Origin of the sequence: Bradyrhizobium sp. CB1717, assembly GCF_029714325.1 — a bacterium.
Classification (GTDB): domain Bacteria; phylum Pseudomonadota; class Alphaproteobacteria; order Rhizobiales; family Xanthobacteraceae; genus Bradyrhizobium.
Genome location: NZ_CP121666.1, coordinates 5,055,330 through 5,073,283, shown reverse-complemented (window position 1 = coordinate 5,073,283; position 17,954 = coordinate 5,055,330). Strand labels below are relative to the sequence as shown.

Sequence of the window (17,954 nt, the reverse complement as noted above, 5' to 3'; positions counted from 1 at the left end):
AGGGTGAACGCGCTGCCAGGCAGCGCGGGTGATCATTCGCCGGGAGCGTCCAATGACCACGCCTTGTCACTTCAACTCCGCTCAGTTGTCATTCGAGGGATCGCCGCTGGATCAGGCCCGGTGCCTGCTTCGCACCGTCAAGCCCCACGGCATCGTGGCCGAGCCGCCAGCCGATCTGCCGCCGGTGCTGTCCGGCCTGCTCGCCAGTCCCGCAGCGCTGGGGGTGACCAAGGCGCAGTTGCGATCATTCCTGCAGACGCAGGGGATTGCCGAAAGCACCGTGGGCGGCTCGGTGACGGATCGCATCTGCCACGCCAATTCCGACGACCCGAACGCACCGCTTGCGCGTTATTTCGTCATCCACGACACCAGCTTCAAACTTGGGGCCGGACAAGACTTCGACCCGGATTTCATCAACACGGCCGCCTGGTCCGGCAACAAGCTTTCGGGTCTGCCTGACGGCAAAACCCACATCTACATCACGCGCCTCGGCGAGACACGGACGGACCGGACCTACGGCACGCCTTGGCGCGCGACCCAGTTCGAAAAGCCAAGTACCCGCTTCAGGGGACTGTTCCTGCATCACGAACTGGTGCAGCCGCGCATGGGCCCCGGCACCCAGGATTTCCAGTCGCCCGACCCCGGATTCACGCCCGCCCAATATGCCAGGCTCGCGCTGCAATATGTCATCGCCGGCGTCAGGCGCGGCGAATGGATGGTCCCGGTCTACCACTGCGTGCTGGATCTGGGCGTGGGCGACCACGACGACCCCCAGCATTTCGACCTCGCGGCCTGGGACGCGGCCCTCCAGACGACGCTCGCGGGCGTCCGTGCGGAGCAGGCAGAGGCCGACATGGCGGTATCGTCGGCGGCCCCGCCCGCACCGCGCGCGCGGCGGACCAAGCCACGGAAAGCCGGACGGACCAGGACGGCGAAGAAGGCCGCGCCGCGCAGGAAGGTCGCGGTCGCCAGGAAGCCCGCGAAAAAGACCTCCGCAAAGAAGAAGTCGCCTGCCAAGTCGCGCAAGACAGCCGCGGCTGTGAAGAAGGCGGGCAGGAAGACAGCCAAGACCCGCGCCAGGAAAAGCAAGAAGCGCGCATAGGCGCCACGTAGACGCCTGCGGAGCAGGGGGAGACGGGCGGCGGGCCGCAAGTCTTGGCCTGTGCAAGTCTTGGCTGTGCAAGTCCTGGCTGTGCAAGTCCTGGCCTGTGCAGGTCCTTGCCTGCCGGTGAACCTTCACGCGGGGCACCGGCACCAAGACTGGAGATTGCTTCCAGCCTTTCGGACATCGCATGAGATCGCTCGCCTTGCTCTGCCTGCTCGTCCTGGCCATACCCGCGCGGGCGGCCGCGCCCGAGCAGAATTATCTCGACCTGCGCGACCGCTACATCGCGAAGTTCTCCAAGGCCAAGGAGAACGACGAGACCTTCAAGCAGCATGACGCGGCGCTCGAGGAGTTGACGCGCGTCCTGCGCGGCCTGGTAGGCCCGGTCACGATCAAGGGCCTCCCGGCCGACGGCAAGTCGAACGTCGATACCCTGTTCAAGGGCGATTCAGGCTTCGGCCATCTCGACGGCCTCGGCTTCGCCTCCGAGGGCGACAAGATGCAGGCCGTGGTGACCACCACAGGATTGCTCAAGCACTGGCTGAGCGAGCACCGCGCCGACGGCATGCCGCAGGAGATCGGCGCGGCGATCAAGTCGGACCGCTTCTACTATCAGGCGATCCAGGACGCCGCCTTCGCCAAATATGCGGAGTTGCCGGTCACCAAGCCCGCCTCCGCGAGCGCCGCGGTCGCCGTGCTGGGCGTGCGCGGCAACGGCGATTTGAAGGGCCCGCCGCGCGAAATCGGTGTGGTCGCGATCAAGGGCGACAAGGTCTTCTTCCTCTCCGCAACCGATGCCGCGAAGACGGCTGAGATCCCGACCTGCGAGAAGGTCTGGAAGCAGATGATGGCCAGGAAGACCCCGCAGGACGCCATGGCCAAAGAGGACCAGGCTATGGACGCCTATACGAAGTGTTTCGCCAAGGAAGCGCCGAGCCAGAGCTGGTTCGGAGCAGCGGTGCAGACGGCGCAGAGCCAGCTCGACCTGCTGCCGCTGCGCTGAGGCGAACGGCCGCCTTGCTTCAGAACGGGTAATGGCGAGGTCCGGTCTGCACGGTGATCCAGCGCAGCTCGGTGAACTCGTCGATGGCAGCCTTGCCGCCGAAGCGCCCGTAGCCCGACGCCTTGGTGCCGCCGAACGGCATCTGGGGCTCGTCGTGCACGGTTGGCGCATTGACGTGGCAGATGCCGGCTTCGATCCGTTTGGCGACGCCGAGGGCACGCGCGATATCGCGGCCGAACACAGCGGAGGAGAGGCCGTATTCGGTGTCATTGGCAACGCGCACCGCCTCATCCACCCCGCTGACCCGCACAACGGTCACGACCGGACCAAAGCTTTCCTCGCCATAGATGCGCATCGCCGGGGTGACGTGATCGACGATGCTGGCCGGCATGATGGTGCCGCTGCCGTGTCCGCCTGCCGCAAGTACCGCTCCCTTGGCGACGGCGTCGTCGATCAGGCCGCGTACGCGGTCGCAGGCGGCGTCACTGATGAGCGAGCCGAGCACGACATTGCCCTTGCCGGGATCACCGTGGGGCAGGCTCTTCGCCTTGGCGGCGAACTTGGCGATGAAGGCGTCCGCCACCTTGTCGTCGACGACGATCCGTTCCGTCGACATGCAGATCTGACCCTGGTTCATGAAGGCGCCGAAGGCCGCGGCATTCACGGCGGCATCGAGGTCGGCATCGTCGAGGATCACGAGCGGGGCCTTGCCACCGAGCTCCAGCAGCGCGCGCTTGAGATGCTTGGCGCAAGCGAGTGCGATCAGACGGCCGACCCGGGTCGAACCGGTGAAGTTGACGCGGCGGATGGCGGGATGGGCGATCAGCGCCTCGACCACGGCCTGCGCATCCTCCGGCGCATTGGTCACGACATTGACGACGCCGTCGCCGAGCCCGGCCTCCGCCAGGCAGCTTCCGATCAGCCGGTGCACGCCGGGGCTCATCTCGGAGGCCTTCAGCACCACCGTGTTGCCGCAGGCAAGCGGCATCGCCACCGACCGCACGCCGAGAATGACAGGCGCATTCCACGGCGCAATTCCGAGCACGACGCCGACCGGCTGGCGGAAGGCCATCGCGAGATTGTCGGGCTTGTCAGACGGGATGACCTCGCCCGAGATCTGCGTCGTCATGGCGGCGGCCTCGCGCAGCATGCCTTCGGCGAGATGCACGTTGAATCCGGCCCAGCCCGCGGTGGCGCCGGTCTCAGCGACCATCAGCGCGGTGAACTCCGCCGCACGGCGCGCGAGGATGTCAGCGGCCGCGCTGAGCCGCTTGCGGCGCTCGGAGGGGCCGAGCTGCGACCAGGCCGGAAAGGCGGCAGCCGCTGCATCGGCGGCGCGCATCGCATCGTCGATCGAGGCGGCGGCCACGATGGTCGCGACCTCACCGGAGATCGGATTGCAGCGTTGGAAGGTCCGCTGGTTGCTGGCCGTCTGGTCCTTGCCGCCGATGAGAAGGTCGATTGCATTCATGGCGCTCTCCATGGGGTTCTGGGTGATCAATGTGGGGGCGATGCGGCGCGCGCCGTGCCGAGATAGGCACGCTGGATCTCGGGATCGTTCTTCATCGCGACGGCTGGTCCGCTGCCGGCGTTGCGGCCGGATTCGATCAGGTAGACGCGGTCGGCGATGTCGAGGCTGGCGCGTGCATTCTGCTCGACCAGCAGCACGCTGAGGCCTCCGGCGCGGATCTGCGCCAGCGCGCGAAACACCTCGCGGCTGAGGAGGGGCGACAGGCCGAGCGAGGGCTCATCGAGCAGGAGCAGCAGCGGGTTCGACATCAGCGCCCGGCCGATCGCCACCATCTGCTGCTCGCCGCCGCTCATGGTGCGGACGGCCTGCCTCATGCGCTCGGCAAGGCGCGGGAACAGCTGCAGGATCCTTGCGAGCCGGTCCGCTTCGCCGGCGCGGGCGCGCGCGGGATAGGCGCCGAGCTGCAAATTCTCGGCAACGGTCAGATCGCCGAAGACGCCGCGTCCCTCAGGCACTAGGGCGATGCCGCGCTCCACGATCAAATGTGCCGGCAGCTCGCCAATGCTCTGTCCTTCGAACCTGATGGTCGCGCCCGGCGCAGGCCTGACCAGGCCGGCGATGCTCTTGAGCAGGGTGGACTTGCCGGCGCCGTTGGCGCCGAGGATTGCGACGATCTCACCTTGCTTGATGCCGAGCCCGACGTCGGCCAGCGCCTGGTGCTTGCCATAGAAGTGGGAGAGGGCGGCGACCTCAAGCATCGTCACCTCCGAGATAGGCGGCGACAACCTTTGGATCGGCCAGGACATCGTCCGGCGTGCCGCGCGCGATCACGCTGCCGGCGTTCATGACGATGCAATGGCCGCACAGCGCGCGGATCGCATCCATGACATGCTCGACCATGATGATGGTGAGCCCGCGCTCGCGCAGTTTCGCGATCAGGGCGATGCCGGTCTCGAGCTCGCTCGGATTGAGGCCCGCCAGCCATTCGTCGAGCAGCACGAGGCGCGGCTGCAGCGCCAGCGCGCGGGCAAGCTCGAGCCGCTTCTGGTCGATATAGGTCAATTCGCTCGCGGGGGCTTCGTGCATGGCGCCGAGCCCGACCAGATCCAGCAGCTCGCCTGCCGTTGCGTCCGAACCGTTTGACGTGGAGAACAGCCGCGCCGCTGCGACGTTCTCGGCGACGGTCAGGTCCGGCATCACCCGTACCAGCTGGAATGTGCGCGCGAGGCCGAGGCGCGCGATCTGATACGCGCGCAGGCCGTTGAGGACGGTGCCACTGAAGCGGATCGTGCCCGACGAGGGGCGCAAGGCGCCTGACAGCGTATTCAGCAGCGTCGTCTTGCCGGAGCCGTTCGGGCCGATGATGCCGATGATCTCACCCGGCGCGACGGTGAAGCTGACGTCCTCGACGGCACGCAGCCCGCTGAACGATTTGCTGACGCCGTCGACCGCGAGCAGCGTTGCATCCGTCTTGCGGACGGAAGCGGCCGCGGGATGACCTGCCGGAACGCGCCAGCGGCCCGCCCCGAACAGGCCGATAACGCCGTTCGGCAGCACCATGACGATGAGGACGAAGATGATGCCGAGCACGATGCTGAAATGGTTGGGCAGCGTCGCCGTCAGCACCTCGAACAGCAGCACCAGCGGAATGACGCCGAGCACGGGCCCGAACAGCGAGCCGGCACCGCCCAGCAGGGCCATGATCACGACCTGGAACGAGATGGTCGGGTTGAAGGCGATCGCGGGATCGATATAGGTCCAGCGCGGCGCCATCACCGCGCCGGTCATCGCCATGAAGGTCGCGCTCAGGATGAAGACGCCGAGCTTGATCCGCGTCGCATCGATGCCGGAATGGCTGGCCGCGGTCTCGTCGGCACCGATGGCGCGCAAGGCCAGCCCGTAGCGCGAGCGCCCGAGCAGCCAGCCCACCAGGAAGACGATGGCGGTCAGGCCCAGCAGCTGCCAGTAGAGAATGTCCTGCGTCACCGCGCTGAAGAGATAGCGGCCGACCGATTTGTGGATGTTGACCTCGTACCAGATCACCAGCTGCCGGATCAGCTCGGCAAGCCCGAAGGAGAAGATCACGAAATAGATGCCTGACAGCCGCAGCGTCGAAAGTCCGGTGATGGCGGCGGTGAGGGCGCCTACGCCGGCTGCGGCCAGCAGCACGACCGGCCAGGGCATGGTCTCACCCAGCACTGCGGCGGTGTAAGCGCCGAGGCCGAAGAACGCGACCGTCGCCAGCGAGATGTAGCGGGTCGGCCCCGAGAACATCGCCCACGCCGTCGCAAGAATCGTGAAATAGAGGACGCTGATGCCGAGCGCGAGATAGTAGCCGTTGGCGTAAAGCGGATAGGTGACAACAGCCGCAGCCAGGGCAAGCGCGGCACACCACAACAATGCTCGCATCGGCCCGGTCACGACGCTGCTCTCCCGAACAGGCCGGTGGGTTTGATAAGGAGCACGCCGAGAAACAGCGCGTAGGTCGCAGCCAGCGTCAGCCCGGGGTCGACCAGCCGCGCCACCGCGGTCTCGACCACGCCGAGCAGCAGCCCCGCCACCAGCGCGCCCAGGACGTTGCCGACGCCGCCCATGATGACGACGACCAGCGCCTTCATGGTGAAGACCACGCCCATCGCGGCGTTGAAGGTGAGGAACATGCTGACCAGCACGCCGCCGACGGCGACGAGGCCGCCGCCGAAGGCAAACGCGAATCCTGAGAGCGCGGCCACGTCGATCCCGACAAGGCGCGCGGCGTTGGCATCGACTGCGATAGCGCGGACTGCAGTGCCGATCCGCGTGCGGGTGAGGGCGACATAGACGGCGCCGCCGACCACGGCCGCAAACAGCAGCGCGACCAGGCGGTTGACCGCAAGCGTCGAGCCCATGATCGTCAGCGGAATGGAGAGATAGCTATAGCTGTAATACTGGCCACCGAAGGCGACCAGCATGGCGCCCTGGATCACGAACAGCACGCCGAAGGTCACGAGGATGCTGTCGATCTCCTGCGCGCCGCGGTCCTTGCCCCGCCGCATCAGCCGTTCGAGCAGGAAGCGATAGAGCAGCCAGTTCAGCAGCATCGCGATCGGGACGGCCAGCAGCAGCGCCGCCAGCGGGCTCAGGCCAAGGCCGCTGTAGAGCGAGAACGCGCCAAAGGCGGCCGCGACCAGCGACTCCCCGTAGGAGAGGTTCATGATCCGCGCCACGCCGTATTGCAGCGTCAGCCCCAGCGCGATCAGCGCGTACATGCCGCCGAGCACGAGGCCCGGCAGGATGATGTCGACAAGCAGCATGAAACGTCCTCTACAGCGGACGGCGGGCAGGCCTCGCGTCGCAAGGCCCGCCGGCCAGTCTTACTGCCACTGTGCCTTGGGCACGACCGGCGCACGCGCGCCCGGTAGCGAGGCGGGCGCGAGCGCGTAGAACTCGCCGCTCTGCCACTGGCCGACGCTCCACACCTCCTGGAGCAGCCCGTCCTTCAGCTTGACCTTGCCGATGATGGTGTCGAAGGTGCCCGAACGGATTTCCGCCGCCACTGCCGCGCGATCGAGCTTGCCGACCTTTTCGATCGCCTGCTGCAGCACCTGGAGGCTCGCATAGGTGATCGAGCTCGCCCAGCGATCGGGCTCCTTGCCGGTCGCGGCCTTGTGGCGCGCGAGATAGTCCTTCAGTTGCGGCGAGTCCGCGTTCCAGCCGCCGATCCCCATCACGCCCTCGCTGCCCGCGCCGAACTTGCCCTTGTAGAGCGGAAAGGCGGTGCCGACGCCGACGTAGAAGACCTTCGGATTGAACTTCAGCAGCTGTGCCTGCTCGGTCAGCGCGATCGTATCCGGCGGATAGCTGAAGGCGACGAACGCATCCGGATTCGACGCGATCGCGTCCTTCAGCAGCGGCTGAAGATCCTGCGCGCCCATCGGATAGGTCTTGTCATAGGTCAGGGTGAATCCGTGCTTCTTGAAAGCCTCGCGGCCCGCAGCGGAGAGCTCGATGCCGAACTGATCGGCGACGCTGACCATCGCGACGTTCGCGCCGATCTTGCCCTCGCTCTTCAGCTTGCCGAGCAGATCCGCCAGACCCTCGGAGATTTGCGCGGAGGTGCCGAGCCAGAACGTGGCGTTCGACCAGCGCTTGGCGAGCTCCGGCGCCTTGTCGGTCACCGAGGTGACCGCGAGGTGCGGGTAGCCGAGACGGTTCAGCGTCGGGCCGACCGCAAGGTTGAGGCCCGTGCTCCAGGGCGGAAGAATGAAATCGACCTTGTCCTGGTTGGCGAGGCGCTCGATCGCCTTGACGGCCTCCTCCGAGCTGGAGCGGTCGTCATATTCGACCACCTCGATCGCCAGCTTCTTGTCGCCGAGCTTGATGCCGCCGGCGGCATTCACGTCCTTTACCCATAGCTCGTAGTTGGGCAGGGTGGTGATGCCGGCGCCGCCGGCATAGGGACCGGTCTTGGAAATGGCGTAGCCGATCCGGATCTTCTCCTGGGCATCGGCCGTGGACGCAAAGCTCCCCAGCGCCGTGGCGACAGCCACAAGGCTAGTCGCGCGCAGCAACGTTCGACGGTTCGCCGAAAACATGTCGATCCTCCCTCGTGTTTCACTCCAGCGATTGTTCGCAAGCGGTGTGAGTGGGCCGTTCCTCTTGGTCCCGGCTTCTTTTCGGCGCGGCTTCAGGAAGCCGACCCACGACCAGGACTTGACCTAGCAAGCACCGAGGGGTTTGTTCGCACAATGGACAGATCCGGCGAAAGATTGGACGTTTCTGGTCGCGACGACCAGGTGCGTCGAGGCGTCGCGGGCGCCGGTCCAGCGGCCGCGAGCGGCGCTACACCCGTCGGAGCCGAGCTGATCACCTCGCACTACGTTCCGCGGCGCTGGATGCTGACGTCGAAAGCGGCGCGGCCGTTCATCCATCTGCTCTGCCTGCACCGCGGAGCCACCGCCGAGGTCGGCCAGCCCGGCAAGACGACGACGTTCACCGGCCCGGCCATCGTCTGGCTGCCGGCGGGATCGGCCGAATGGCTCGAGGTGCCGGCCGGGGCCACCGCCGAGCTGCTGCAACTGCGCGCGGGCGTGTGGCATCGCTATCTGCCGCCGTCGGCTGAACCTGCCTATCTCGCGCTCGAAGCCGCCGGTGGCATCATGGCGCGGCCGGTCGAGCCCGACCTCGTCACCACGATGTCACGGTCGATCGCGGCGATCGCCGCCGAGATCGCATCGCCCGCCCGCAGCGGCGCGGCATCGATCATGTCGGCCGAGCTGACGCTGTGCGTTCTGCGCTTCTGGCGCCTGTTCGCCGGCGCTACCGACGATCGGGACGAGGAGGGGAGCAGTGCCGAAATCCTGAGTCGCTTCCGCCGGCTGCTCGAGGAGCGTTATCAGCAGCACCTGCGCGTGAGCGACTACGCCAACCTCCTCGGCATGACGCCGGATCGCCTGCACGCGCTGTGCAGCCGCGAGCTGAAGCGCTCGCCGAGCGAACTGATCCAGCAGCGCCTCGTCAAGGAAGCCGCGACGCGGCTCGAGGCCGGCACCGTAGCCGTCAAGCAGATCGCCTTTGCGCTGGGCTTCAAGGACACCGCCTACTTCAGCCGCTTCTTCCGCAAGCACACCGGCGAAGCACCGGGTGTCTGGCGCCGACGCGTTGCGGCGCGCGTCCGAGCCGGCCGGTCGCGGCCGACGCTCAACTTTGCCGACTGGCCGTGAGCGCCAACTGGACAGATGAGCGTCTCCCGCTAGCGTCCGTGCCGGAGGTCCTCAGTCGTGCGCCTGAGGACGTCGTGAAGCCAGTCATGCGCCGGCTCGCCCTCGATACGTTCGTGCCACAATAGCCGGACTTCGACCGGAGTTGTGGCGTAAGGCAGCTCGTAAGCGGTGACGGCATGGGCGCGTTCGAATGCCCGCGCCAATGGACGCGGAACGATGGCCGCCAACTCGGAGTTCGCGAGCAGGGCGGGCAGGGCAAGAAAATGCGGCAGCGAAACAGCTATTCGCGGCGGCCGGTCGCTTTCGGACAGTGCCCGTTCGAGCGCCGCGCGGTCATACATTTCCGATCGCCGGGCAAGGCCCCGCTCGGAGATGAAGCCTCCGATCGCTCCCTCCTGCTCGCCGCCGAAGGAGACGACGACCAGCGGCATGCGCGCCAGCGTCGCGTTGGTGATCCGGCCGAGCTTGCGCTTGCCGCCCACGATCAGCACGTCGTCATATTCGAACAATAGCGAGGTGCGGAAGCGGCTCGGCGGATCCGAGAAGACGCCGATCGCAACGTCGATGCGGCCGAGGTCGATCTGCTCCGCGAGGTCGATCCGCGTCACCGGCTTGATGATCAGGTCGATCGCCGGCGCTTCAGCCTTCAGTATCTTCAGGAGCGGTGAGGCCAGCACCATCGTGGTGAAGTCGTTGGCGGCGAGGGTGAACTGCCTGGTGGAAGCCGCCGGAACGAAGCGCGGCTGCTCGACCGCTGCTTCGAGCGATCGCAGCGCTTCGCGAACCTGCGGAGCCATCGTCAGCGCGCGCGCGGTCGGTTGCATGCCGGTCGCCGTACGCACGAACAAATCGTCTTCGAGCATCTCGCGCAGCCGGGCGAGCGAATGGCTCACGGCGGATTGACTGAGGGCAACCCTCTGGCTCGCCCGCAGCACGCTCCGCTCCTCCATCACGGCGTCGAAGACCTTGAGCAGGTTCAGGTCCAGCGTCTTGAAGGAAACAGCCACGCGCAGCACACCGTCTCGAGGCGGATCGCGCGCCCGTTGCTTTATTGCGATCGCTTGCAGTTAAGGCCAACCACGCAGCCGACGCAACCGAGCAGGCCCCGGAGCGCGATGCCTGGCCGCTCGCCCCACCAAACTGAAGGCGGTTCAGGATCACTCTGCAAGAGTTTCACTTCCGCAATCGAGCGATCCCGTCATGATCCCGGCGCCGGATTTGGAGGAGACGGGCAATGAAATCCTGCGGGATCTCGATCGGAGCTTTCGGACTAGCACTGACGCTTCTCACGGCGCAGGCGATTGCACAGGATGGTCCTGTGAAGCTCGGCGTCCTCACCGACATGTCCTCGCTCTATGCCGACAATGGCGGCCAGGGCTCGGTGGTCGCGGCGCAAATGGCGGTCGACGACTTCGGCGGCCAGGTGCTGGGGCGCAGCATCCAGATCGTCGCGGGAGACCATCAGAACAAGGCCGATGTGGGATCGACCATCGCCCGGCGCTGGCTCGAAAATGAAAACGTCGAGGTCATTCTCGACGTGCCGAATTCTGCGGTCGCGCTGGCGGTGCAGGGCATCACGCGCGACAAGAAGAAGCTGTTCCTCGCCACGGGCGCCGCGACGTCCCGCCTCACCGGCGACGAATGCTCGCCGACCGGAATTCACTGGACCTACGACACCTACGCGCTGTCGCAGGGAACGACGCGGGCGATGTCGCGTCTCGGCGCAAGCTCCTGGTTCTTCGTTTCGGTCGACTACTCTCTCGGCGCCCAACTCGAGGCCGACAGCCGCCAGGTCATCGACGCCATGGGCGGCAAGATCCGCGGCGCCGTGAAGCATCCGATCAACACGCCGGATTTCTCGTCCTTCCTGCTCCAGGCGCAGTCGTCGAAGGCGGATGTGATCGCGCTCGCCGATTCCGGCGGTGACTTCATCAACGCGGTCAAGCAGGCCGGCGAATTCGGCATCACCCAGCGGCAGAAGCTGGTCGGACTGCTCGTGTTCATCGCCGACATTCACAGCCTCGGACTGCAGAGCGCCCAGGGCCTGATGCTGAGCTCGGCCTTCTACTGGGACCTGAACGATGACACCCGCGCCTGGTCGAAGCGCTTCATCGCGAAGACCCAGAAGGTCCCGACCATGATCCACGCCGGTACCTATGGCGCGGTGACGCACTACCTCAAGGCAGTGCAGGCGGCCGGCACGCTGGATGGACCGACCGTCGCCGCCAGGATGCGCGAGACGCACGTGAACGATTTCATGACGAAGAATGGCCGGATCCGCGAGGACGGCCGGCTGGTCCGCGACATGTATCTGTTCCGCGTCAAGTCGCCCGAGCAGTCGAAATACAAGTTCGACTATTACGAGCTGCTGGCAACGATCCCGGGTGACGAAGCTTTCCGGCCGATGGAGCAGGGTGGATGTCCGTTCCTGAAGAAGCTATGACCGGCGCGGTCGCGGCTGCGCGAAGCCCGATCGACGAGATCATCGCAGGCCGCTTTGCGTGCCGCGATTTCTCAGACGCGCCAGTCGGGCGAGGGACCATCGAGCAGATCCTGCGCGTGGCGCGGTTTGCGCCAAGCGGCGCCAATATCCAGCCCTGGCATGTCTACGTGCTGGCGGGCACCGCCAAGGACAAAGTGTCCGTGGCTCTCCGCGAGGCGCACGAAACCGCCCGCGACGCGCACGTATCGGAATACAGCTATTACGCCAGCGACCTGCCCGAACCCTACCTGCGGCGACGCCAGGAGTTTGGCCGGCTGTTCTACGGCTCGCTCGGCATCGCCCAGACCGATCTCCAAGCCAGAAGCGGTCAGACCGCCAAGAACTACGCGTTCTTCGGCGCGCCCGTCGGACTCATCGTCACCATCGACCGGCGCCTGCAGGTCGGAAGCTGGCTCGACCTCGGCATGTTCGTCCAGAACGTGCTGCTGGCCGCGGCAGGCCATGGGCTTCAGTCCTGTCCGCAGGAGACGTTCTCGAAATACCACCGGATCCTGCGCCCGCAGCTCGCGATCCCGGCGGAACAGATCGTGGTTTGCGGCATCTCGATCGGCCGCGCCAGGGACGCTGCCAAGGACAGGCTGATGCCACGCGCCGACGTCGCGGAGTTCGCCTCCTTCGCAGGATTTGAGGATCAGAATGCAACCCGAATGGAAAGGACAAGGCCATGGGAAGCCGAGACGAGCTGATTCAGTGCAGCATTCCGTTTCTGCGCGAGGTCAAGGACATGACGCCCGGCGCGGAGATGGAGCGGTGGCTCAATCAAAAATACGGCGAGCCTAGCCAGCTCTACCAGGACCTGGCGCGTCTGATTAGGCTTGGGGTCTCGGAAGGCTGGGCGGCGAACCAGGAGGTCGACGGCCCGAACTACCGGCGCAGCCGCATCCTGGAGCCGGTGCCCGAAACGTTCCAGTTCAGCATCACGGCCGTCTACATGAACAGCGCCGATCCGCGCCGCTTCAAGGACGAGGACGACCACGACGTGCTGCGCGGGCAATATCATGGCCACCCATACGGGGAACTGAACCTGGTCGTGCCGCTGGACAAAGGCGCCGAGCTGAAGGGGCTGCAGGGGTGGCAGGGGCCCGGCTGGACCGCGCCCGATCCCGGAAGCCGTCACTATCCCGAGGTCCGCGGCGGCGCCGTCATCGCGCTGTTCTATCTGCCCGCCGGACGCATCTCCTACGACTTCGCGGCGCCGTCCTGATCGCCGGCCGGACGATCACGGGTGACGCCTCGAACTTCACCCGTGTCGACGAACGCACCGTTGGGTCCGCAGAGCGGCCATCCGTCGCGACCATCCCGGGTGCAACGGCGGCGCGCCATGATCGAAATCGGGCGTCTCCTCGACAAGATCGGTGCCGAACTGAACGCGGTGGATAGACGGGATAGACTCTGAGTAATTCACGACATGCACCTCGAGGCTCGAACTCGCCCTCGCCATCGCGCCGTCCAGCGTGTATTGGCAAACGCGCCGTCCCTCCCTGCGCCTTGCGATGAGAACACGAGAAATTGCATGCCTAGGAAACTCACTCATAGCGCTGCTATCGATCCACTGCACGGATTCCCTGTTTCTGTGCAACCGCTGCAGCCCTGTCCTTTCTGCGGCGGCTCGGAAGTTTGGATCAACAGCGACATCGTGCCGAAATTCGTGGCATGCAGGAAATGTTGGGCGTTCGGCCCCAGTGCGCCGACCGTTACACAGGCGGCCGAGCGCTGGAACAAACGCGCCACGCCCCCTGGAACGAACACGGCTGCAGCGACCTCTGGCTAATCTAGCTCTCAATCAATAGCCGGACGATCCGGTTTTTCGCTTTGCATTGCGAATGCCCAGCGGTAGGCAGCTCCTTTTGCTGGAACGATCTGTCGAGCGACGTCTCCGGCCGGGGGCCGCCCCAACAGGCCAAACGAACCTGGGCAACCTTTTGGGCCAACAACGGAAGTGCAGGTCGGTTTGCTGGCAACCTGTTCTCGCGCAAGGCCGGGAACTTCGAATTTGAAAATCGTTTTGTCAGCTTTTGTAGCGACCGCCCTGCAATGCAATCTCATCCGTCTCGCGCCGCGATGATTTCGCGCGGCTGCCTTGGTCGCGCACCAGCCAATAGACGGCGCCCAGCGCAAGGATGGCTGCGGCGAGCGCCAGCAGATGGAAGGCATCCGTGCTCGACAGATCGAGAATGATCAATTTGCGTACCACCGCCAGCAACGCAATCAGGATGACAGAGCGTACTTGCACAACACTGTCGCGCCGCTCCGCTACCACCAGCAGGGAGCGCTTGAACTCAAGTGCAATGATGACGGTAAAGATCATACCGAACACCGTCTGGAACACACCATAATCGGTCGGATCGAAATTGGTTGCCAAGATGCTGAGCAGGATTTTCAGCGTCAGATTCCACAGCGCGAGGGCAATGATGATGGCGATCAGCATGATCAGCATCAGGATGCAGACCTGCTCGAATTTCTGGTAGAGCGTCAGCGGCTCGAACGACAGGCGCAGATCAGAGAATTCCTTTTTCAAGGACATCGTCGGCTCCATCAGCCCGCGGGCTTTAGGCATAGCATGATTTTCACAGATAATGCCGTACGGTCGTGACGCCCGCTATGGGTCAAACTGAGAGAACTCAGTGCGAGCATATATTTTCCGCTTTGCCCTCGAACGCGGACATTCACCGTGGCGGTCGGCAAGTCTCTGAAGGGCCAGAAGCAGACCAAGTACGGCCTCTGCCTGGAGGTCCGCTTCTCCACTGAGGGCGGACGTTGCAGGGGAGCACTCACGATGTCGGCTCTGGGCTAAGGCTGACGCAAGCATGGATAAAGCGCTCCTCGGGTGGCCTTCGGTTCCAAAAGTCAAAAAACTTCCCTCCAGCCGAACTCGGGCATAGCCGAGTTCGGCCGCCTAATATCCGGCCGAAGTCGGAAACACCCGACTTCGGCTGCAAGCGGGGAGGGAATAGGGAGGGGCATGCCGCAGCCGGCACGTTTCGCCTGTTTTTTGCCTTCGCGCGATTGCGCCAAATTGTTTCCGAACTCTTTCACTCTGGCCGCGTTCTCCGCCTGAAGCCTCCATGCCGGCCCTTGCGATCCATCAATGACCCCGCGGGCCGGGCAACTTTTGATCGCGAAGCTTGTGCGCGCAGGCGTCGTCCGCGCGGAACTGCACATAACGACTGCGGAAACCGTTCAGTCAGGGAGAGGCGGTCATGGCCAAGCGATGCGATATTTGTGGGATTCGGCCCGCCACCGTCCGCACGCAGGTGACCACCAGCGACGGCGACACACAGGTTCTCGACCTCTGTGAAGTCGATTACCGGCGTTTGGCTCGCCAACAAAGGCAAAGCTCTCCAATCGAATCCCTGTTCGGCGGGCGCGGTGGCCTGTTTGAGGATTTCTTCGGCGACGATTTTTTCGGCAGCCGATCATCCCGCGGCCCTGATGCGGAAACCGCGGGCGCCGATCGGGACGCGGACGCCGCCACCATACCGATCCGCTCCTCGCAATCGTCCCGTCCATCCCACAGCCGGCGAGGCGGCAGTGCCGAAGAGCGCCTGAGCGAGCACGCCCAGGAACTTTTGCAAACGGCGGCACGAAAGACGGTCGAGTTCAGCCGCGGCGAGGTCGATACCGAGCACCTCCTGCTCGCTCTGCTCGACAGCGAAGTGGTGCGCACGATTCTTGGACAGTTCAAGGTCTCGGTCGACGATCTGCGCCGGCAGATCGAGCAGGAAGCTCCGCGCGGCAAGACCAAGATGGAGGAGGGCGGCGAGATCGGCGTGACCCCGCGGGTCAAGAGTGCGCTGGGGCATGCTTTCGCCGTCTCGCGCGAGCTTGGTCATTCCTATGTCGGGCCCGAGCATTTCCTGATCGGGCTCGCCGAGGAGGAGGGCGTTGCGGGTGATGTGTTGCGACGGTACGGCCTGACGCCGCAGGCGATCCGCCAGCAGGCGGTCAAAGTCGTCGGCCGCGGCGCCGAGGAAGGACAAGTCGGTGCGCCCACCAACACGCCGACGCTCGACAAATATTCCCGCGATCTGACCAAGCTCGCGCGCGAGAGCAAGCTTGATCCGGTGATCGGCCGCGCCAGCGAGATCGAGACCACCGTCGAGGTGCTGGCCCGCCGCAAGAAGAACAATCCGGTGCTGATCGGCGAGCCTGGCGTCGGCAAGACGGCGATCGTCGAGGGATTGGCTCAGCGCATCGTCGCCGGCGAAGTCCCGGAAGCATTGCGCGGCAAGCGGCTGGTCGAGCTTGCGATCAACTCGCTTGTTGCCGGCTCGAAATATCGCGGCGAGTTCGAGGAGCGGGTGCAGCAGGTTCTCAAGGAAGTGACCGACCGTCAGGACGAGCTGATCCTTTTCATCGACGAGATTCACACCATCGTCGGCGCCGGATCGACCGGCGGTGAGGGCGGCCTCGACGTTGCCAACGTGCTTAAGCCAGCACTTGCCCGCGGCGAGCTCCACCTGATCGGCGCGACGACACTCAACGAATACCAGAAGCACATCGAGAAGGATGCCGCCCTGGAGCGGCGGTTCCAGCCGGTCTTCATCCCCGAGCCCAGCGTGGCGCAGACGATCATGATCCTGCGCGGCCTGCGCGACACGCTCGAGGCGCATCATAAGGTCGCCATCACCGACGAAGCGATGATCGCGGCGGCCGAGCTCTCCGACCGCTACGTCACCGGCCGTTATCTGCCCGACAAGGCCATCGACCTGGTCGACCAGGCGGCGGCGCGCGTGAAGATGTCGGCGACGGCGCGGCCGGTGGAGGTGCAGGACCTGGAGTCCGAAGTCCGGCAGCTCAAGCGCGAGCAGGATTACTCAACCTCGCGCAAACAGTTCGACCGCGCATCTGATCTGCAATCCCAGCACGAGGCGAAGGAAAAGGAATTGCAGCAGTCGACGGAGCGCTGGAAGCGGAGCCTGGGCTCGGCGTCGGCCGAGGTGCGCACCGAGCACATCGCCCAGGTCGTTTCAAAGCTCACCGGCATTCCGGTTACCGAGCTCACGACCGAAGAGCGCGAGCGGCTGATCAAGCTCGAAGAGAAGCTGCATCATCGCGTCATCGGCCAGGACGAAGCCGTCAAGGCGGTGAGCGACGCGGTGCGGCTGGCGCGGGCGGGCTTGCGCGAAGGCCGGCGGCCAGTCGCCAATTTCCTGTTCTTGGGACCGACCGGGGTGGGCAAGACCGAGCTGGCCAAAGCGTTGGCCGAGGCGGTCTATGGCGACGAGGACGCCATGATCCGCATCGACATGTCGGAATACCGGGAACGCCACACGGTCGCGCGGCTGATCGGCGCGCCGCCCGGCTATGTCGGCTATGAGGAAGGCGGGCAGCTGACCGAGCGCGTTCGGCGCCGGCCATATTCCGTCATTCTGCTCGACGAGATCGAGAAGGCGCATACCGACGTCTACAATGTCCTGCTGCAGGTGTTCGACGACGGGCGCTTGACCGACGGCAAGGGCCGCGTGGTGGATTTCACCAACACGATCATCATCGCGACCAGCAATCTCGGCGCCGACGTGGTCGCCCGGCAGCTGCGCCTGGATGCAAGCGACAAGGAGGCACAGGAGCGGCTCCGCCGCGACCTTATGGAGATCCTGCGCGGCCACTTCCGGCCGGAGTTCCTCAATCGCATCGACGAGATCATCGTCTTCCACTCGCTCACGCGCGAGCAGCTCCGCGACATCGTCAATCTGCAGCTCGAGCGGGTCAAGCGGACGGCGCATGGCCAGGGCGTCGACCTGGAATTCGACGCGACGCTGATCGACCATCTGGCCGTGGTCGGTTACCAGCCCGAATACGGCGCGCGTGAGCTGCGCCGTCTCATTCGCTCCGAAATCGAGACCGAGCTGGCCCGCGCCATGCTGGCCGGCGAAGTTCAGGACGGCGACCGCGTCACGGTGCGCCGGGACGGCAACGAGCAGAAGGTCACTTTCGAGCGCCGACCCAGGCCGCAGCGTGTCGTGGAAACGAAACCGCCGGCGCCGAGCACCTCCGTGGCGCGCGAGCAAGCGGAGCCGCGTGCGGCGCAAGCAGCGTCGTCGACCGGCAAGCCCTCCCAGCGTCAGGCAGGCTCGCACCGGCCGAGAAAGGCATCATAGACCGTCGGTTCACGTGAGATTTGGCCGAAAGGTCAACTTGCTTCAGCAGAGCGGGTGAAGCGGCTGCCA

At 65.4% G+C, this 17,954-nt stretch carries 14 protein-coding genes; 7 read left to right on the top strand and 7 right to left on the bottom strand.

Going from position 1 to position 17,954, the window contains the following annotated elements; translation table 11 throughout:
* Positions 1 to 52: 52 nt before the first annotated feature.
* Positions 53 to 1,102: a hypothetical protein gene (locus QA649_RS24105; RefSeq protein ID WP_283019379.1), complete on the top strand. Its 1,050-nt coding sequence runs from the start codon at positions 53 to 55 to the stop codon at positions 1,100 to 1,102.
* Positions 1,103 to 1,292: 190 nt separating this feature from the next.
* Positions 1,293 to 2,108 carry a hypothetical protein gene (locus tag QA649_RS24100; RefSeq protein WP_283019378.1) on the top strand — a complete coding sequence of 272 codons (816 nt, stop codon included), beginning with the start codon at positions 1,293 to 1,295 and terminating at the stop codon, positions 2,106 to 2,108.
* A gap of 19 nt (positions 2,109 to 2,127) precedes the next feature.
* Here QA649_RS24100 and QA649_RS24095 read toward each other — a convergent pair whose 3' ends face one another.
* From QA649_RS24095 to QA649_RS24075, 5 genes are read right to left on the bottom strand one after another with little or no spacing between them, the layout of a single operon-like run.
* Complete coding sequence (locus QA649_RS24095) at positions 2,128 to 3,579, bottom strand: aldehyde dehydrogenase (RefSeq protein ID WP_283019377.1); 1,452 nt, start codon at positions 3,577 to 3,579, stop codon at positions 2,128 to 2,130.
* 26 nt (positions 3,580 to 3,605) lie between these two features.
* Positions 3,606 to 4,337 carry an ABC transporter ATP-binding protein gene (locus QA649_RS24090; protein WP_283019376.1) on the bottom strand — a complete coding sequence of 244 codons (732 nt, stop codon included), beginning with the start codon at positions 4,335 to 4,337 and terminating at the stop codon, positions 3,606 to 3,608.
* On the bottom strand, positions 4,330 to 6,000 hold the full coding sequence (locus QA649_RS24085; RefSeq protein ID WP_283019375.1) for a branched-chain amino acid ABC transporter ATP-binding protein/permease: 1,671 nt from the start codon (positions 5,998 to 6,000) through the stop codon (positions 4,330 to 4,332). Before QA649_RS24085 ends, QA649_RS24090 begins: the two co-directional genes overlap by 8 nt.
* On the bottom strand, positions 5,997 to 6,872 hold the full coding sequence (locus QA649_RS24080) for a branched-chain amino acid ABC transporter permease (RefSeq protein WP_283019374.1): 876 nt from the start codon (positions 6,870 to 6,872) through the stop codon (positions 5,997 to 5,999). Before QA649_RS24080 ends, QA649_RS24085 begins: the two co-directional genes overlap by 4 nt.
* 60 nt (positions 6,873 to 6,932) lie before the next feature.
* A complete protein-coding gene (locus QA649_RS24075; RefSeq protein WP_283019373.1) occupies positions 6,933 to 8,153 on the bottom strand; it encodes an amino acid ABC transporter substrate-binding protein in 1,221 nt (406 codons plus the stop codon).
* Between the two features lie 174 nt (positions 8,154 to 8,327).
* On the opposite strand from QA649_RS24075, the gene QA649_RS24070 reads away from it, so the two are divergent.
* Positions 8,328 to 9,281, top strand: coding sequence for a helix-turn-helix domain-containing protein (locus QA649_RS24070; RefSeq protein WP_283019372.1), 954 nt, complete (start codon positions 8,328 to 8,330; stop codon positions 9,279 to 9,281).
* A 29-nt stretch (positions 9,282 to 9,310) separates the two neighbouring features.
* On the opposite strand, the gene QA649_RS24065 is transcribed toward QA649_RS24070, so the two are convergent.
* On the bottom strand, positions 9,311 to 10,288 hold the full coding sequence (locus tag QA649_RS24065; RefSeq protein ID WP_283019371.1) for a LysR family transcriptional regulator: 978 nt from the start codon (positions 10,286 to 10,288) through the stop codon (positions 9,311 to 9,313).
* Between the two features lie 227 nt (positions 10,289 to 10,515).
* Here QA649_RS24065 and QA649_RS24060 point away from each other — a divergent pair, with 227 nt between their 5' ends.
* From QA649_RS24060 to QA649_RS24050, 3 genes are read left to right on the top strand one after another with little or no spacing between them, the layout of a single operon-like run.
* A complete protein-coding gene (locus QA649_RS24060; protein ID WP_283019370.1) occupies positions 10,516 to 11,724 on the top strand; it encodes an ABC transporter substrate-binding protein in 1,209 nt (402 codons plus the stop codon).
* Complete coding sequence (locus tag QA649_RS24055; RefSeq protein ID WP_283019369.1) at positions 11,700 to 12,470, top strand: nitroreductase; 771 nt, start codon at positions 11,700 to 11,702, stop codon at positions 12,468 to 12,470. Before QA649_RS24060 ends, QA649_RS24055 begins: the two co-directional genes overlap by 25 nt.
* A complete protein-coding gene (locus QA649_RS24050) occupies positions 12,449 to 12,988 on the top strand; it encodes a DUF4863 family protein (protein WP_283019368.1) in 540 nt (179 codons plus the stop codon). The genes QA649_RS24055 and QA649_RS24050 overlap by 22 nt, the downstream gene beginning before the upstream one ends.
* Before the next feature lie 804 nt (positions 12,989 to 13,792).
* On the opposite strand, the gene QA649_RS24045 is transcribed toward QA649_RS24050, so the two are convergent.
* A complete protein-coding gene (locus QA649_RS24045) occupies positions 13,793 to 14,308 on the bottom strand; it encodes a phosphate-starvation-inducible PsiE family protein (protein WP_283019367.1) in 516 nt (171 codons plus the stop codon).
* A gap of 676 nt (positions 14,309 to 14,984) precedes the next feature.
* Here QA649_RS24045 and QA649_RS24040 point away from each other — a divergent pair.
* A complete protein-coding gene (locus tag QA649_RS24040) occupies positions 14,985 to 17,885 on the top strand; it encodes an ATP-dependent Clp protease ATP-binding subunit (protein WP_283019366.1) in 2,901 nt (966 codons plus the stop codon).
* Positions 17,886 to 17,954: the final 69 nt, after the last annotated feature.

Excerpts from the sequence above, each read along its gene's own strand:
- QA649_RS24100 (WP_283019378.1), top strand. The coding sequence starts at position 1,293 with ATGAGATCGCTCGCCTTGCTCTGCCTGCTCGTCCTGGCCATACCCGCG.
- QA649_RS24105 (WP_283019379.1), top strand. The coding sequence starts at position 53 with ATGACCACGCCTTGTCACTTCAACTCCGCTCAGTTGTCATTCGAGGGA.
- QA649_RS24095 (WP_283019377.1), bottom strand. The coding sequence starts at position 3,579 with ATGAATGCAATCGACCTTCTCATCGGCGGCAAGGACCAGACGGCCAGC.
- QA649_RS24050 (WP_283019368.1), top strand. The coding sequence starts at position 12,449 with ATGGGAAGCCGAGACGAGCTGATTCAGTGCAGCATTCCGTTTCTGCGC.
- QA649_RS24045 (WP_283019367.1), bottom strand. The coding sequence starts at position 14,308 with ATGTCCTTGAAAAAGGAATTCTCTGATCTGCGCCTGTCGTTCGAGCCG.
- QA649_RS24075 (WP_283019373.1), bottom strand. The coding sequence starts at position 8,153 with ATGTTTTCGGCGAACCGTCGAACGTTGCTGCGCGCGACTAGCCTTGTG.
- QA649_RS24080 (WP_283019374.1), bottom strand. The coding sequence starts at position 6,872 with ATGCTGCTTGTCGACATCATCCTGCCGGGCCTCGTGCTCGGCGGCATG.
- QA649_RS24040 (WP_283019366.1), top strand. The coding sequence starts at position 14,985 with ATGGCCAAGCGATGCGATATTTGTGGGATTCGGCCCGCCACCGTCCGC.
- QA649_RS24060 (WP_283019370.1), top strand. The coding sequence starts at position 10,516 with ATGAAATCCTGCGGGATCTCGATCGGAGCTTTCGGACTAGCACTGACG.
- QA649_RS24055 (WP_283019369.1), top strand. The coding sequence starts at position 11,700 with ATGTCCGTTCCTGAAGAAGCTATGACCGGCGCGGTCGCGGCTGCGCGA.
- QA649_RS24090 (WP_283019376.1), bottom strand. The coding sequence starts at position 4,337 with ATGCTTGAGGTCGCCGCCCTCTCCCACTTCTATGGCAAGCACCAGGCG.